The 17,227-nt window shown below is 40.2% G+C and carries 8 protein-coding genes; 1 reads left to right on the top strand and 7 read right to left on the bottom strand.

The window, feature by feature from the left end:
- Positions 1-88: 88 nt before the first annotated feature.
- From NDN60_RS07970 to NDN60_RS07940, 7 genes are all read right to left on the bottom strand, one after another.
- Positions 89-2,713 carry a type III restriction-modification system endonuclease gene (locus NDN60_RS07970; RefSeq protein ID WP_099947683.1) on the bottom strand — a complete coding sequence of 875 codons (2,625 nt, stop codon included), beginning with the start codon at positions 2,711-2,713 and terminating at the stop codon, positions 89-91.
- Between the two features lie 11 nt (positions 2,714-2,724).
- Entirely contained in the window at positions 2,725-4,647 is a 1,923-nt protein-coding gene (locus NDN60_RS07965; RefSeq protein WP_056947062.1) for a site-specific DNA-methyltransferase, read from the bottom strand.
- Between the two features lie 329 nt (positions 4,648-4,976).
- Positions 4,977-9,317 carry a PolC-type DNA polymerase III gene (locus NDN60_RS07960; protein ID WP_099947684.1) on the bottom strand — a complete coding sequence of 1,447 codons (4,341 nt, stop codon included), beginning with the start codon at positions 9,315-9,317 and terminating at the stop codon, positions 4,977-4,979.
- 174 nt (positions 9,318-9,491) lie between these two features.
- Entirely contained in the window at positions 9,492-11,201 is a 1,710-nt protein-coding gene (locus tag NDN60_RS07955) for a proline--tRNA ligase (RefSeq protein WP_099947685.1), read from the bottom strand.
- A gap of 25 nt (positions 11,202-11,226) precedes the next feature.
- Positions 11,227-12,504 carry an RIP metalloprotease RseP gene (gene rseP / locus NDN60_RS07950; RefSeq protein ID WP_076632067.1) on the bottom strand — a complete coding sequence of 426 codons (1,278 nt, stop codon included), beginning with the start codon at positions 12,502-12,504 and terminating at the stop codon, positions 11,227-11,229.
- A gap of 206 nt (positions 12,505-12,710) precedes the next feature.
- The gene (locus NDN60_RS07945; protein ID WP_011374956.1) at positions 12,711-13,499 is read right to left on the bottom strand and encodes a phosphatidate cytidylyltransferase; all 789 of its coding nucleotides are present in this window, start codon (positions 13,497-13,499) and stop codon (positions 12,711-12,713) included.
- A 30-nt stretch (positions 13,500-13,529) separates the two neighbouring features.
- Positions 13,530-14,285, bottom strand: coding sequence for an isoprenyl transferase (locus tag NDN60_RS07940; protein WP_011374957.1), 756 nt, complete (start codon positions 14,283-14,285; stop codon positions 13,530-13,532).
- A gap of 167 nt (positions 14,286-14,452) precedes the next feature.
- Between NDN60_RS07940 and NDN60_RS07935 the strand changes: the two genes are divergently transcribed.
- Complete coding sequence (locus NDN60_RS07935; protein ID WP_099947686.1) at positions 14,453-17,200, top strand: YhgE/Pip domain-containing protein; 2,748 nt, start codon at positions 14,453-14,455, stop codon at positions 17,198-17,200.
- Positions 17,201-17,227: the final 27 nt, after the last annotated feature.

The following is a 17,227-nucleotide window of genomic DNA, read 5'->3' as shown; positions in this document are numbered from 1 at the left end:
GATTCTTTAAATTCATTTGAATATTTAATTGCCATAATAAAAAGCTCCTTTATGATGTATTATATCGAACAGTTTGTCCGTAATTCCATCATAGGAGCCGTTCTCTTTCAGGATTCACAGAATCATACCTCAATGGCGGTAACTCATAAAGCTGGCGTCTATTATCTGCTACGTTATCATCTTCATTTACACCAATTACTGACGCCAAAACATCTTCTTTAAAATCATTTGACTTAGCATCAAATACGGACGTGCTTGCTTGAAAATCTAGTGCACTATACTGATAACTCTGTGCATAACTATTTTCAAAATGCTGTGTAAACGCACGTTTTAAATTATTCAAAGTCTTCTCATTTAGATAGTCAGTATTGGAATTTAATTTATCTTTTAAAACAGTATATAAACCTCTATGCAATTGAGCTGGCTTTAGATTCGTCTCTTTAACAAGTATCTTCAAAAATTCACCGTACTTCATCCCATTTAGTACATTTAATTTTTCATACTCTGCTGTTTGCTCATTTATCTGCATTTCATTATTCTTCTCACTATAAGCCAGGGTCTGATGAACTGATTCAGCATATTGCTTCACAAATATATCCTCTTCATGCATAACATCATCAATTAAGAATTGTAGGGCATCCTCATCAATACGCGTAAACTCTAGCATGTATCGATTAGAGAACCGCTCCCATAATTCACGCATTTGATTCCAGTTATCTTTATTCAACTTAATTCGTTGCTTAGATCTAGGTCCACCCACCGTAATTTTATCTTGTCTAACGCGACTTTGTTGTCCCAAAACTGGATATAAATCTAGTAGTTTGTTTAAACCATTTTCTTTAAACTCATTACTGCGGTTAATAATTCCTTCGATATCTAATTTTTCTAGAAGCTGATCTTTTGTAAGACTAGCATCATCTTTTAAAATTATTTCTATCATATTATCTGTTATTTTGGTTTCATCTAATTTGATAGTTGTATCATCATTGACTTCGCTCACTAAACTCTCTGCAAATGACTTTTCATCATAACCAATTAAAAATCTTAATCTGCTAGGTAATTCCGTCTGTTGTAGTCGATGCCCATTTTCATCGACAGGTAATCGTAACCCCCGACCAACTTCCTGAATCTTAGAATTTTCACTTCCTGATGTCCGCAACTTGGCAATCACAAATACATTGGGATTATCCCAACCTTCTCGTAATGTCCACTTAGAGAATAGAAAACGTCTAGTTTGCCATTTCCCTTTATCATCTTTAAAGGAAAGTAACTTTTCCTTGTTTTTTAAAATGTCATCAACTTCAGCTTGAACAGCTTCATCTCCAGAACCACGATCTTCACCAAAATAACCAGCATGCACATTTTCAGTGAGATTTACCAGAGTTGCTTGTAAGAATGATAGGTATTCTTGTTCTCGCGGCAATTTCTTTAATCTAAATGTTCGAATTAAACTTTCAAGTTTTCTTTGTAATAATTTTTCAAATATCTTCTTTAACCAACCATCCTCGTCTCGATACGATTTAATTGAATCGATAAAAAACAGCGAGAGGGTTTTAACCTTTGCTTGATTATCATTTTCACGCATAAAATTCTGAATTTCTGCTTCAAAATGTTTGTCAATTGCATCTTTGATGATTAATTCCTGATACGAATTAGTCATCGTAGCTGGTAAAAAGGTCATCCCCTTTTCTAATTCCAAACCGTTAGATAATACTTTTGCACCTTCATATGTGACGTCGCCATCAAAGCCAATATCATCGCCTTTTTCAAACGTATATAACTCTTGTTTATTTTTAAGCACCAATTTTTGATTTGTAACCGAGTCTACAACATAGCGATCATTAGCCTCAGACTCTGTCACCGTCGGATAATAAATATCAATTCCTTTTACCAAACCATCATTAAAAGCAGTAATTGCATTTAAATTAAATTGAGGCTGTTTCCGATAGTAATCTTTGATTTCTTTTGCATTTCGTCCTTTACCAACCTTAACCTTAGGAAAGGTTGCCCCAAATCTGATAATGATTTGCGGCTGTGTACTTTGAATGGCTTTATAGAACTCCCCACCTCTTGGAAAACGATGGGGTTCATCAACTAGAACAACTGGCCTAGTCGCTTGAATTGCTTCTAGTGGTTTTGTAAATCCCGACAATAACGTTTGATTAAACCGTTCTTGCCCTTTATTTTTCCCACGCGAAATAACACCCTTCATATTATCTGAATTAAGCATTCCTGCGTTAATTAGCAAAACTTGAATAGTTGAAGTATTTAAGCGATCACCCTCAATAAAATCAACTAAATTAGCTGGAAGTAAACCCTTTTTACTATTAAAATCACCTGCATTAATAACATTTAAGTTAATTTGCGTATTTTCATAAAATTGTGAAAAATGCTGTTTCGCATAGTCTGCTTGAATGAAATTCTTCCATCCTTCTTTAATCGCTGGTGATGGTACAACCACGATAAACTTAAACAAGCCATATTTCTGGTGCATTTCAAACATTGTTCGAACACCTACATAGGTTTTACCAGTACCGGTCTCCATCTTAATATCAATATTAGTACTATCTTCCCCAGCACCTTTAATAATCGGATTCGCATAGACATAGTTACTATCTGGATTCGCTGAATACGCATCAATTCCTAAAAAAGCCTTATCAATTGCTTCTAATGCTTCTTGTTGGTGAGGTAATTCTTCCAATAAAATTTTCATTATATTACCTCCTAGTATCGAACTAATACTTTGACATTATTTTCCAGTTGCTTCAACGCAATCTTTAATTCTCGCAGACTCTCCATTGCCATTGGGTAACCAAATACAACAATCGTTTGTACCGCGATTTGATTCGTCCCAATCGCATTGACCAATGCCTTTGTATTCTCTGACTGCCAATTATCAGTAATAATGTAGATTCTTTGCTGATTGACATACGCCACTTTGATACCACCGAAATCTATCATCTTAATTGGCACATCAAACTGATAATTATCGCTTGCTAAATAAGTTTGTAAGATAGTATCAAACCCACTGGCTTGCCCAGTAACACCCAAATGATCACTTGAGAAATCATCCAACATACTATCAAACATATCTAACTGTAAATTATCATCAAATTCAAGTTGATCTAACGTTTCTTGTTTTGCTGGTACTACCCGATAATGCTTGAATCCACCATCAAAATCCTCAGATAAATTGGTATTTTCGGCTTTAATTTTGGCGCTAGCTCGAATAATCCGTTCTCTTGAAATCTCATCGATTGATTTAAATCCAGCTTTATACGCTGCTTTGCCACCTTTTGTTGGTACCTCTTTACCATTAGAATTAGTTGTAAAAGTTGGTTCAGGTAACGTACACATCATAAATTGACGATGGCCACCATCCTCAGCATTTAATTGCATCACTGCATCGGCAGTAGTGGAGGATCCAGCAAAGAAATCCAAAATTATTGGTTCTTCATTATTCATTAAAGATATAATCTGTTTTATCAAATTAATAGGCTTAGGGTTGTTAAATATATTTTTCACATTAAATAAACTATTCAAATAATTAGTAGTAGCCCTTGTTTGAATCTTAATAACTGATCGACCCACATCTAGCTTGTCCTTATTTAAATAGGTTTTTTTTGAAGCTAGTTTACTATCTTCTTCTGGAAAATAAATTAAATTTTCAGAAACCCACTTATTCCAAGTTTCAACGTTCGTACTCCAACCCCTAGCGGGAACTTTCAATGGTCTTCCTGTCTTTATATTTATCCTTTCATCTTTAGGACCTCTTGATTGAGGATCATCAAGTGGTCCTATACGAAATACTCCATACTGATCGACAAATTTATAATTCGATATATTATTACTTGTTAAATTATTTTTCTTATAAAAATCCTTTAATTTTGTTTCAGCTTCTTTATTATCATAATCGTTTGCTATCCTAACAATTTGATCAGTTAATGGATGAGGAGATCCCCATACTTGCTTTCTCGCTTCTGGTTCGTTCTTTACATACGTAAGCATATATTCATGTGATGTCGCAATCATCATTGGATCATTCTTAGGAGTGGCATCAATTATCACTTCAGCCACAAAATTTCCTTCACCATACACATCATCCATTAATAATTTCAGATTTGCTTGTTCATTATCATCAATGGATACAAAAATTACCCCAGTATCTTTCAACAATTTCTTAGCTAAATATAAACGTGGATACATAAATGTCAGCCACGCACTATGCGTTGATTTTCCTTGAATCGATTTTAATCTTTTTAGTTCTTCACTATTCAACCCAAACATATCTTGTAATTGTCCATCAGAATATTCAAAATTATCCGGATAAACAAACCCATCTGATCCAGTATTATAGGGTGGATCAATATAAATAAAATCAATCGAATTCGCATAATTCTGCTGTAGATGTCGTAAAACTTCTAAGTTATCACCACTAAAGAATAGATTTTTACTACTCTTATTCTCCGCTTTTTCATTATGCACATTATCTGGTACAATCACGGTTGTTGGTCGTTCACCCGCTTGTTTTTTAGCATAGTTCTTACCAATGAAGTCTAACTGATAACCGCTAGTTAATTCATTAATATTATTCTCATTTAAACTAGCTTTAAATTTTTCTAAATCAAAACTCCCCAATTCTTTCACAGCACCAAACTCATCGAGTTTGTCCGCTGTAAAAAAATTGGGGAGTTTATTTTTAAGTTCATCATAAAAAGCGGTGTTAGCTTTAACACCGTTGTTATATTCTAAATTAGCACGTAATCCTTGCTCTGCTCATAGTCGCCCCTCAAAACCCTTCTGTCAAGCGTTTTATTTCATTTCTAATCTTTTATTATTATATCACAGACTATGCTTTATAGTTGCTGTACTTCCAAATAGAAATCTAGATTAAAATTAATATTATTCTTAATAATTCAAAAAAAGCCCTCACCCACCGCCAAACAATTCTTGGCAGGTGCATGAGGGCTTTTTAATTACATCATATCAAACAACGATAATTGATTTTCATCAGGCAAGTCATTCAATACGTTATTTTCTGTTAAATATTCAATCAATGTTTTCGATACTTTCCCACGGTTAGATAAGTCTTCTTTAGATAAGAAAGGTTTTTCTTCGCGGGCGGAGACGATTTGTTTAGCAACGTTATCGCCAAGACTTGGGACTGCGCGGAATGGTGCGAGTAAGGTATGGTCGTCTTGGATCAAGAAATCAGATGAATCTGATTTTTCGATGTCGACCATCTTAATTGTGATGCCGCGTTCCAAACATTCATTGGCGATTTCAAGCACGGTTAACAAGTTCTTTTCTTTCGTACTGGCTTCCATCCCTTTATCCGTGATTTCCTTCATACGAGCCTTCACGCCTTCTTTACCTTGGGCCATCGCCACGAGGTCGAAGTCACTGGCCCGCACACTGAAGTATGCACAGTAATAAATAATTGGGAAGTACACTTTGAAATAGGCAATCCGGAGCGCCATCAAGATATAGGCGGTCGCATGGGCTTTCGGGAACATATATTTAATCTTGAGACAAGAGTCAATATACCAATCCGGCACGTTTTCATTATCGCGCATGGCTCGTTGCCAATCATCCGGAATCCCTTTGCCTTTACGAACCCGTTCCATAATGTTGAAGGACATACTATCGTCCATTCCCCAGTGAATTAAATCCATCATGATATTATCACGACAACCAATAACGTCTTTCAGGGTGACAACGCCTTTATTAATTAGTTCTTCGGCATTCCCCAACCACACGTCGGTCCCATGAGAAAGGCCAGAAATTTGGAGTAGTTCTGAGAAGGTTGTTGGATGTGTTTCTTCCAACATTCCGCGAACAAAACGCGTCCCGAATTCTGGCACGCCCAAGGTGCCCATCTTCGAATTAATCTGTTCAGGCGTCACGCCGAGTGAATCAGTGCCGGAGAACAAGGCCATCACGCCCGGATCATCAGTTGGGATTGATTTAGGATCAATCCCAGAGAGATCTTGGAGCATCCGAATCATCGTGGGATCATCATGCCCCAGGATATCGAGCTTCAAGATATTATCATGGATCGAATGGAAATCAAAATGGGTTGTCTTCCAGGCCGCATCTTGATCATCGGCCGGGAATTGGATTGGCGTGAAATCATAGATATCCATGTAATCAGGCACAACGATAATCCCAGCTGGATGTTGACCTGTCGTCCGTTTAACACCGGTCGAGCCTTTTGCCAACCGATCGACTTCAGCCCCGCGGAAAGTTTGTTCCGTATCACGTTCATAGGCTTTAACATAACCGTACGCCGTTTTATCAGCGACCGTCCCGATTGTCCCGGCCCGGAATACGTTATTTTCACCGAACAAGACCTTCGTATAGTTATGGGCGACTGGTTGATAATCACCGGAGAAGTTCAAATCAATATCCGGCACCTTATCCCCGTGGAAGCCAAGGAAAGTTTCGAACGGAATATCATGGCCGTCCTTATCAAGTGGCGTGCCACATTCAGGGCAATCTTTGTCCGCTAAATCGTAACCCGAACCAACTTCCCCTTTGGTAAAGAATTCGGAGTAGTGACAGTTAGAACACCGATAATGCGGTGGTAACGGGTTAACTTCGGTGATCCCGGTCATGGTTGCGACTAAACTCGAACCAACCGATCCCCGGGAACCAACCAAGTACCCATCCTTGCCACTCTTATAAACCAATTTTTGAGAAATCAGGTAAATAACGGAGAATCCATTCCCGATGATACTCTTCAATTCTTTTTTCAAACGGGCTTCGACGATTTCAGGTAACTCAGCTCCGTACAATTCGTGCGCACGGTTCATCGTTAAGGTTTGAATTTCGTCTTCGGCGCCGGCCATCTTAGGCGTGTAAAGTTTATCTTTAACCGGTACAATTTCGTCGATTTGATCGGCAATCTTTTGTGGATTGGCTACGACTAATTCTTGCGCTAATTCTGGCCCTAGGAAGTCAAAGGCCGTCAGCATTTCATCAGTTGAGCGGAAATGAACATCTGGTAACTTCGAACGGTTCAAGGGGTTGGCCCCGCCCATTGAGTGAATCAGAATCTTCCGATAAATCGCGTCTTCTGGATTCAAATAATGTGCATCGCCAGTTGCGACAACTGGTTTGTTGAGTTTTTCGCCAACTTTAACTAAGTTGCGAATGATTTCTTCAAGTGCCTGATTGTCGCGCACCAATTCACGTTCCAATAATGGCGCGTAAACCGCTTTGGGCATCACTTCGATATAATCGTAGTATTTAGCACGATCGAGCGCTTCGTTATACCCTTTTTGCATCATTGCTTCAAAGACTTCGCCATTACTGCAGGCTGAACCGACTAAAATTCCTTCGCGCAAAGCATCGAGTTTACTCTTAGGCAAGCGCGGTGTCCGGTAATAGTATTCAGTCATTGAGGCTGAAACCAATTTGAATAAATTCTTCAAACCAGCTTGGGTTTGCGCCATTAAGACCGCGTGTGCTGGACGGGCTTGTTTGTAAAACTCGCCGACCCCGACGCGATCATTTAGTTGATTGACGTTTACCATATCGTAATTTTCAGCGGCTTCTTTTTCCAACTTATACAATAAATAACCAGTTGATTCAGCATCGGCATTAGCCCGATGATGGTGTTCTAGGTTGATCTTGTAGCGCTTGGTCAATGAATCCAACTTATGATTCTTGTATTCAGGATGCAACATCCGCGATAATTCCAAGGTATCAATGACTGGGTTATCGATCAGGTCAATATCGTTCCGTTCATAACCCGCGTTCAAGAAGCCCATATCGAAACTAACGTTATGACCGGCTAAAACGGCATCGCCAGTAAATTCCTTGAACATTGCCAAGACTTCAGCTTCCTTCTTGGCACCGTGGACCATTTCGTTGGTGATACTGGTCAATTGCGTTGTGAAGGCTGATAGTGGTCGCTCTGGATCGATAAATTCATCGAACGAGGCGACGACTTCACCATCGCGCATTTTGACCGCAGCCAATTCGATAATTGAATCGTAAACGGCTGACAAACCAGTCGTTTCCACATCAAAAATTACGTATTCAGCTGATTCTAGAACTTGGTCGCGCAAATTATAAACGACTGGCGTGCCATCGTTGACCAAGTTGACTTCGACGCCGTATAAAATCTTAACGCCGTTTTTCTTCCCAGCGGCATAAGCATCCGGAAAGGCTTGGAGATTATAGTGATCGGTCACGGCAATCGCAGGTTGGCCCCACTTAGCGGCTTGTTTGACGTAATCGCCGATTGGGTTGGTCGCGTCCATTTGAGACATGTTGGTATGCAAATGCATTTCGATTCGCTTACCTTCAGTCGCTGTATCTTCACGTTTAGGATGACTAACTTCAACTAAATCGTTGGCGTTAACTGTTAAATCACGCATGAAGTTATCTTCTTGGACACTCCCGCGAACCTTAAACCACATGCCTTTATCAATTGCGGCGAATAAACTTTCATCGCTAGCATCTCTTGAGAACTTCTTGACCGTAAATGAGGATGAGTAATCAGTCATCTTCAAGATTAATAATTGGCGGCCAGAACGGAGTACCCGGACTTCTTTATCAAAGATAAAGCCTTCAATTACGATTGAGCGTTCCTCTTCAGTGATACTAATCATCTGACGAACTGGTTCAGCTGGATTAATCCCGCGACCCATCACGATTGGGCCATCAATTGGCTTGCCTTCGGTTTTACGTTTTTCTTTGAGCGCTTCGTTTTTCTTGATTGCTTCGGCAGCTGCTTGCGCACGTTCAGCATCTTGCACCGCCCGTTTTGCTTGGAAATCTTCAATTGATTTTTGAGAAGCTGATTCGTCGATTAATGGTTGAATCGCAAAGTTGGGGAAGCCCAGGCGTTTATAGCCGGCTTGAATCGTCGTTTGCGCTTGATTGATGAAAAAGGTTTTAACAATGTCATTTTCAACAACCAACAAGACTTTGCGGCCTTCAATATAGGGCGTCTCCTTGGCACATAATTCATGCAAGAGTGATGATTGAATCCCACTATGATTGACGACATATTCCCAATAAGCGGCTAAAACACCACCATCAAGTTCTTTAGCATCGGTACTGATTTCAATTGAAACGGCCGCAATCGCTTGAAAAGCCGCTTCTAAATGTTCTTCAAATGCTGTGTAAACCGCAAAGGGTAACACGTTATCGAAGTGTAATTTAAAGGTCCACCGTTTTGACGTTTCGTGGACAATCACTTGCTCGACCTGCCCCGTTTTAAAGCCGGGATAGTGCGCGACATCCGCAGGTAAAGCAATCTGTTCTAATAATTTTTGAAACAATGCGGTTTGATCTAATGCCACAAAAGGGCCTCCTTCTAGTGATACGTTGAATTAAAAAGAGGCCGAAAAGTAACGATTGCCTATAAACGTGCAATCTTGCTACTTTTGACCCTTTTTAAACCTTACTCAGTGACAAAAAACGAGTCTGAGACAAAAGCAAGTTTCATCCCAGGCTCGACTAATGTCAGTTCATCTTTATTTTTCTGAGGCTAACAAAATGCTGAGGGAGTTGATTAATTCATCCTTCTTCACTTCTAATGTTTCGCCTGTTTTACGTAATTTAACTTCGACGATTTCTTCGGCAGCTTTCTTACCAACTGTGATTCGGATTGGTAACCCAATCAAATCGCTATCGGCAAACTTAACGCCAGCGCGTTCTTTACGATCATCGACTAAGACTGAATAACCAGCTTCTTCTAACAAGCCTTCGATTTGTTCAGCCAATTCAACTTGTGCATCATCCTTAACGTTCACTGGAACAACGTGTAAGTCGTATGGGGCAATGGCACTTGGCCAAACCAAACCATTCTCATCTGCTTGTTGTTCTGTGATTGCTGATAATAGACGACTAACACCAATCCCGTATGAACCCATGATGATTGGTTTAGCACGCCCGTTTTCGTCTAAGAATGTTGCACCGAATTGTTCAGTGTAACGTGTTCCTAATTTGAAGATATGGCCAATTTCGATCCCTTTAGTGAATTGTAATTTACCTTCACCGTCTGGGGCTGTTTCGCCTTCTTGAACAAAACGTAAGTCAGCATAGTCTGCGACGTTGAAATCGCGCTTGCTGTTGACGTTGAGGAAGTGATGATCAGCTTCGTTAGCACCTACTACGGCGTTAACAAGTGCTTCAACACTGTAATCAGCAACGATTTGAACATCTTCTGGTGCATTAACGGGTCCGATTGAACCCATTGGAGCGTTCATCGTTGCTTGAACTTGTTCAGCAGTTGCTAGGTCTAAGAAGTCAGCATCTAAGAAGTTCTTCAACTTAACATCGTTGACTTCATAGTCACCGCGTACAAGCACTAAGACTGGTTTTTCATCAGCAATGAAAAGCACACTCTTAATAATCTTTTGAGCGGGTACTTCTAAGCGTGCTGCTACTTCTTCGATAGAATGTGCATCGCCAGTTGCCACTTTTTCTATTTCTAATTGGACATCAGTTGAACTTTGACCAGGACGAACCCCCGTTGCCATTTCTAAGTTAGCAGCGTAGTCACTTTGATCAGAGTAAACAATCGTATCTTCCCCGATTTCAGCAATCGCAGAAAATTCCATTGAATCCTTACCACCCATGGCGCCGGCATCACCAACGATTGCGCGGAAATCTAAACCGCAACGTTCAAAAATGTTCGTGTAAGCTTGGCGCATTTGTTGGAAAGTTGTATCCAAATCTGCTTCATTAGCAGAAAATGAATAAGCATCTTGCATGATGAATTCACGGCCACGGAGTAAACCATAACGAGGACGATCTTCGTCACGATACTTCGTTTGGATTTGATATAACGTTAATGGTAACTTCTTGTATGATTTAATGTTATTGCGCACTAAATCAGCAAATGTTTCTTCATGTGTTGGTCCGAGGATAAAGTCTCGTGAATGACGATCTTTGAATTTGAATAAGTTAGGGCCATAAGTTGCATAACGACCTGATTCTTCCCATAATTCAGCTGGTAAAATACCAGGCATTTGCATTTGTACTGCGTCGATCTTGCTCATTTCATCCTTGATAATCGCTTGGATATTTTCCAATACGCGATAAGCCAAAGGTAAGTAGCTATAAACACCAGCTGAGACTTGGTGAATGTAACCCGCACGAAGCATCATTCGGTGACTTTTAGCTTCAGCCGAATTAGGCACTTCCTTGAGGGTTGGGATAAATAATTTTGATTGTTTCATAAATTGTTACGCCTCCAAAAATATTCTAAAAGAAAAATCGTTGTATATCGTTCCACGTGACTAAGACCATTAATAACACCATAATACCGACACCGATTAATGTCACGATGCCTTCTTTTTCAGGTGAAATTGGTTTGCGACGAATCGCTTCAATAATGTTCAAGACTAACTTACCACCATCTAACGCCGGAATCGGAATTAGATTCATAATCCCCAAATTAAGTGATAAGAATGCTAAGAAATAAACTAACGCATTAAAGCCTTGTTGGGTAAATTGGGTCGTCATTGAATACATGCCGACCGGCCCCGATAATTTATCTAGTGAGAACCCACCGGTTAAAAATGACCCGAGGATCTTGAAAATCTGACTGGCAATTGACCAAGCTTGTGTAAAGCCGTAAGAAATCTTGGCCTTTAGGCTATGATCCATTTTGACTTTTTGTGTGACCCCTACTTGACCAACCTTTTCTTTTTGGTTAGCCACTTTGACAGCCTTGGGAGTCACCTTAATTGTCTTTTCAGTTGCGCCCCGTTGAACGCGCACCGCAACAGTTTCGTTAGGGTGTTCTGAAATTATCGCACTAAAGTCAGTGAAGCTCGCTACTTTTTTGTTATCAACCTTCAAAAGACGATCGTTGGCTTTTAAGCCTGCCTTTTGAGCAGCTGAATTCTCTTGTACCGTGCCAATTTGATTGGATTGCTGTGGCACACCCCCGCTTAGAAAAGCGAAGAGGATAAAGGCTAGAATTGCGAGGATGAAGTTATTAAATGGTCCGGCAAAGTTCGTTAACATCCGATTAATCAACGTTGCTGATTGGAATTGGACATCCACGGGTGCGATTTGCACTTCCGTTCCATCTGCTTCGATAATCGTCGCATCATGTAAGACGGGATAACGTTTCATTTCTGACTCGTCGCCGCCTTCGTAACCTTCGACCCACAATTCCTTTTGTAAATCTGTTTTAGCAATTTGGAAAGGCACCCCGTTTAACGTGGTGACCTTGTCACTTGTATTAATCTGTTGAACGCGTCCTTGTTCGTCCAAAATTAAAGTCGCTTGTGTGCCCGCTTCAATTTCAGATTCATCGTCGGCCATTCCCGCCATTCGAACGTAACCACCTAATGGTAACCACCGGATGGTGTAAGTTGTGCCGTTTTTGCGAGTTGCAAATAATTTAGGCCCCATGCCGACAGAAAACTCACGCACCAAAATGCCTGAGCGCTTAGCCATGTAAAAATGCCCAAATTCATGAACGACCACTAAAATACCAAAGATGATGATAAACGCAATAATTGCAGCCAATGTATCCGACCTCCTTTTTCAATACCGTCATTCAGATTCTGATTTTATAGGGAACTGTCTTATTATATCACGAAATGAAAAGAAAAAAGAGTGCTTTTGCATGCGCCCCTTTTCACAGCTTGATCGCAGAGGATCGAGTTAGTGATAATGAACGGATGGAAAAACACTCTGATTTGAATGATAGCTTTAAAAACGGGTCATTCATGCTAAATGATGCCAAACAAATGTAGTAACGGTAGTACAAACAACATACTATCAAAGCGATCTAAGATGCCGCCGTGACCTGGTAGGATTTTACCTGAATCTTTAACGCCATAATAGCGTTTGTAAGCTGATTCAACCAAGTCCCCTAATTGACCACAGATTGAGAAGATTAAGGTTAAGCCTAACATGATTGGCAATGAGTAAATTTGTGGGAAGAAGTATAAGTAAACTGCTGCAACGGCAACGGCTAATAAAGTCCCGCCAATTGAGCCTTCCCATGTTTTATTAGGGCTAATTGCTGGCCACAATTTATTCTTACCAAATGCACGACCAAACATATAAGCACCAATATCTGTCATCCAGATAACCAATAAGATGTACATCACTGTATCGAAACCGCCCAAATTACGAGCACCGGCTAAGTAGTGGAAGCCAAGTCCAATATACAGGCTGGCTAAAGTTGTGACACCCATATCATCGAAGTTTACACGGTTCTTCGTGAAGACCGTGATGGCTAATAAGATTGCGACGAATAGATAGAACAAATCAAATTGTGAAACACCATCTGGCAACCAGTCAAACGCTCCCGCTGGTAATGCCAAACTTAATACGGCTAAACCGGCCACCATGGCATCTGATGAAACGATAATCCGTTTGCGCATAATAAAGACTTCTGATAATGCGACTAATGCTAATACGGCTGCGGCGATATCAATGAAAATGCCCCCACTAATTAAAATTGGGATAAAGATAATCAACGCAACGACCGCTGTAATCACTCGTTGTTTCATAAACTGAACTGCCTCCTAATAAATAAACGTCTATTTTAAGCCGCCAAAGCGCCGGTGACGTTGTTGATAAGTAAAAATTGATTTTTCAAAAACTTGCGGTGTAAAATCTGGCCAGAATTCATCAACGAAGACTAATTCACTATAAGCGATTTGCCAAAGTAAAAAGTTCGAGATGCGTTCTTCCCCACTGGTCCGGATCAATAATTCAGGATCCGCATACTCCCCTAAGAAGCCAGTCATCAAATATTGACTAATCAAGTCATCATCAATCGAATCAGCCTCAATTGTACCACTTACGGCATCTTTGGCAATCTGTTGGACAGCCTGTTGAATTTCATCGCGACCACCGTAGTTCAATGCGAAGTTTAAAATCATCCCTGTATTTTGCGCCGTATCAGCCATCGCATCTTGCGCTGCTTTTTGCGTTTTTTCAGGTAAGTCATGGATGTTACCCATGACTTTCACACGCACGTTTTCTTCAATTAATTCTGGCATGAACGTGCCGAAGAAATCGACGGGCAATTGCATCAAAAAATTAACTTCATCACTAGGACGCTTCCAATTTTCTGTTGAAAAAGCGTATAACGTGAGAACCTTAACACCCATCCGACTAGCGGCTTTGGTAATTGTCTTCACATTTTCCATCCCTGCTTTATGGCCAGCAACTCTCGGCATTAGCCGTTTGTTAGCCCAGCGACCGTTACCATCCATAATAATGGCAATATGGTTGGGGATATTTTCCGGATCAAGTTGAATTTTTGCTGTTTCTTTTTTATTTGTAAACAAAATGACTCCTCCAGTTTAGTTACTCAACACTGATTGTACCAAAAATTGCTGGGAGTGACTATTTAAAATAATATTAAATATTTTTTCAAATCATCATGATAAGCTCCAAGTATCCTATTAAATGTGCTAAACTAACTAAATAACTTTTATTTTCAAAGGAGTCCTCTATGAAAAAGACATTCGAACTCTTCCGCTTGGATTGGCGGCGGATTCTCAAAAGCCCAATCGCATTCTTACTAATTCTCGCCCTAATTATCATCCCATCCCTCTACGCATGGTTTAATATCTGGGCTTTGTGGGATCCTTACAGTAAGACGCAAGATTTAAAAGTCGCTGTTTATTCAGCAGATCAAAGCGTGACTGTCGCTAAAAAGAAAGTCGCAATTGGTGATGAATTAATCGACCAATTGAAAAAGAACGATAAACTTGGTTGGCAGTTTACAAGCAGTAAAAAGCAATTGGACGAAGGCGTTAAAACTGGTAAATATTATGCCGGTATTTACGTTCCCAAGAACTTTTCTAAGGACTTAATTAGCTTTGTCGACGGTAAAATTCAAAAACCAACGATTATTTATTCATCCAATGACAAGATTAACGCCATTGCCCCTAAAATTACTAGTGCGGGCGCGACAACGCTTCAATCAACCATTTCAGAGGAACTTGTCCAGACGGTTGCTAAAACCCTCATGTCCTCTCTCAATAAGGCTGGCTTTAAACTCGATGAAAATTTGCCCGTCATTAACCGTTTCTCAAGTATGATTCTCAAAACAGACCAACAGATTCCGGAGATTAACCAATATACGGATCAGGTCATCGCACTGCAAAAGAAAATTCCTGAGATGCAGGCTAAATTAACACAAGCCAATGACTTCGTAAACTTCTTACCCGAAGCGAATAAAATGGCTAAGAAAGTCGTCGGCGTCAATCAGTACCTCCCAGAAGTTGAATCCGTAGGTGCCTTAGCTGTTAAGGTCCAAGGGAAGATTCCAGAAATTCAAAGTGCCGGTAAACAGGTGGCAACCCTTGATAGTGATTTTGACGGGATTGCCAATACCTTAACCAATGGTATTTCCGGAGCTAAAACTGGTTTGACCGTTCTTAATAAGACTCAAACCGTCCTCCCAGAAATTATTACCTTTGGTAAATCCGCGCAGCAAGTTTCTAGTCAGGTTAAAAATGACCTGATTCCAAAACTCAAAACGACCTTGCCTGTCATTCAAAGTGCTGTTGATCAAGGCTTAACGATTACTGATCAATTAGCGAAAAATATCGATAATGACTTAAATGCCGTTAATAAACTATTAGAACAAGCTAAAAACGATCCTGATAATCAAGAATTAAAGGCTGCCTTAAAGACCAACCTCGAGCAATTATCAGCCCATACCGCAACGTTACAAGCTAACAACACGCAATTGGCGAATACCTTGCAAAGTTTACAAGATGCTTATAATGAATCAGCAGTCGCAGCCGGCAAGCCTGAATCACATCTCTTAGATGATCCAATTCAAAAGCTCAACGCCGCTGCAACCCATCTTGGTCAATTAAAAACTAAGATTGATAACGTGCTCGCTCATTATGATGATCTCTCTTTAACGGATATTCAAAATCAACTAACCCCAATCATCGCTTTTGCTAAGCAAGTTCAAAATACCGTGAGCCAAGTTCAAAATGCCGGTATCGGTGCGAACGTTAAGAGCGTCCTTGCTAAATTCGAAACGATGATTACGCAAGGCGATGCTGTTTTAAATCAAATCAACACCGCTGTGCTACCAAAATTACCATCACTATTAACAAATACGCAAAAAACATTAAAAACTGCTATCGATTACCTCGAAAAATATCAAAAGCAAATTCCAGCGCTAAAACAAGAGATTCACGATGCCAATACCCTCTTAAATGGCAATATGGGAACCATCGTCAGCGGTTTGAACACCGCTTCTGATCTCTATCAAAACGATTACCCAACGTTGAAAAATAAATTGCAACTCGCGACCGGCTTCATCAATAACGATTTACCCGGTATCGAAAATGATTTAACAACCACGCTAGCAATGGCCAACGCTAAATTTCCACTCCTTGAAAAAGCATTAAATGATGCCACTGATTTAATTCATAATGACTGGCCATTCTTGAGAAGTGGGATTCAAAAAGGCGCAGAAGCAATTCGCAAGCAACAAAAGACAGTTGATTTGAAAGACTTGATCAAACTACTTCGCCGTGACGCTACTAAGGAAAGTAATTTCTTAGCCGAACCGGTTAAGTTACAATCAAAACATGTCTATCCAATTAAAACTTATGGCTCAGCGAGTGCGCCGTTCTATACCGCCCTTTGTCTTTGGGTTGGTGCCCTCTTGCTCAGTAACATCGTCCTCACGAACTTCTTGTTGGACGACAAGCAAAAAGAACGTTACAGTAAGAAACAACAATTTATCGCCCGTTGGTTGACCTACATTGTCATCGGGGTCGCCCAAGCGGTCTTTGTCGCACTTGGGAATATCTTCCTGATTAAGGCTTATATCGTTAGTCCAGTAGCACTCTTACTACTAGCCGTCTTCCTCAGCATGGTCTTTATGACGATTGTTTACGTCTTAGCCGCGATGTTCGGGAATGTCGGTAAAGGATTGGCGATGATTATCCTCGTGCTCTCCATCTCTGGTGGGGGCGGGAACTTCCCGGTTGTCTTATCCGATAAGTTCTTCCAATTCATTAACCCGTTATTACCATTTACTTACGGCGTTAACTTATTGCGGGAACCAACCGGGGGCATCTACGCCCCAAATCTCTGGCATAATTTCATTATTCTAGCGATTTACGCAGTTGTCTTCTTCTTCATCGGCCTCTTCTTAAAAGATCGGATTAATCCTTTCTTCGAAAAACTCCATAAAGAAGCAGCCAAAAGTAAAATTATTCATTAATCCAAAAAAGGCGTTGAGACAAAATTT

This window comes from Latilactobacillus sp., from assembly GCF_033176295.1.
Classification (GTDB): domain Bacteria; phylum Bacillota; class Bacilli; order Lactobacillales; family Lactobacillaceae; genus Latilactobacillus; species Latilactobacillus sakei.
The sequence above is the reverse complement of the archived record's forward strand: the minus strand, read 5'-3'. Positions and strand labels throughout refer to the sequence as shown.

What these genes read in the sequence shown, in the direction of transcription:
- NDN60_RS07970 (WP_099947683.1), bottom strand. Translation starts at nt 2,713, where the DNA reads ATGAAAATTTTATTGGAAGAATTACCTCACCAACAAGAAGCATTAGAA.
- NDN60_RS07955 (WP_099947685.1), bottom strand. Translation starts at nt 11,201, where the DNA reads ATGAAACAATCAAAATTATTTATCCCAACCCTCAAGGAAGTGCCTAAT.
- NDN60_RS07945 (WP_011374956.1), bottom strand. Translation starts at nt 13,499, where the DNA reads ATGAAACAACGAGTGATTACAGCGGTCGTTGCGTTGATTATCTTTATC.
- NDN60_RS07935 (WP_099947686.1), top strand. Translation starts at nt 14,453, where the DNA reads ATGAAAAAGACATTCGAACTCTTCCGCTTGGATTGGCGGCGGATTCTC.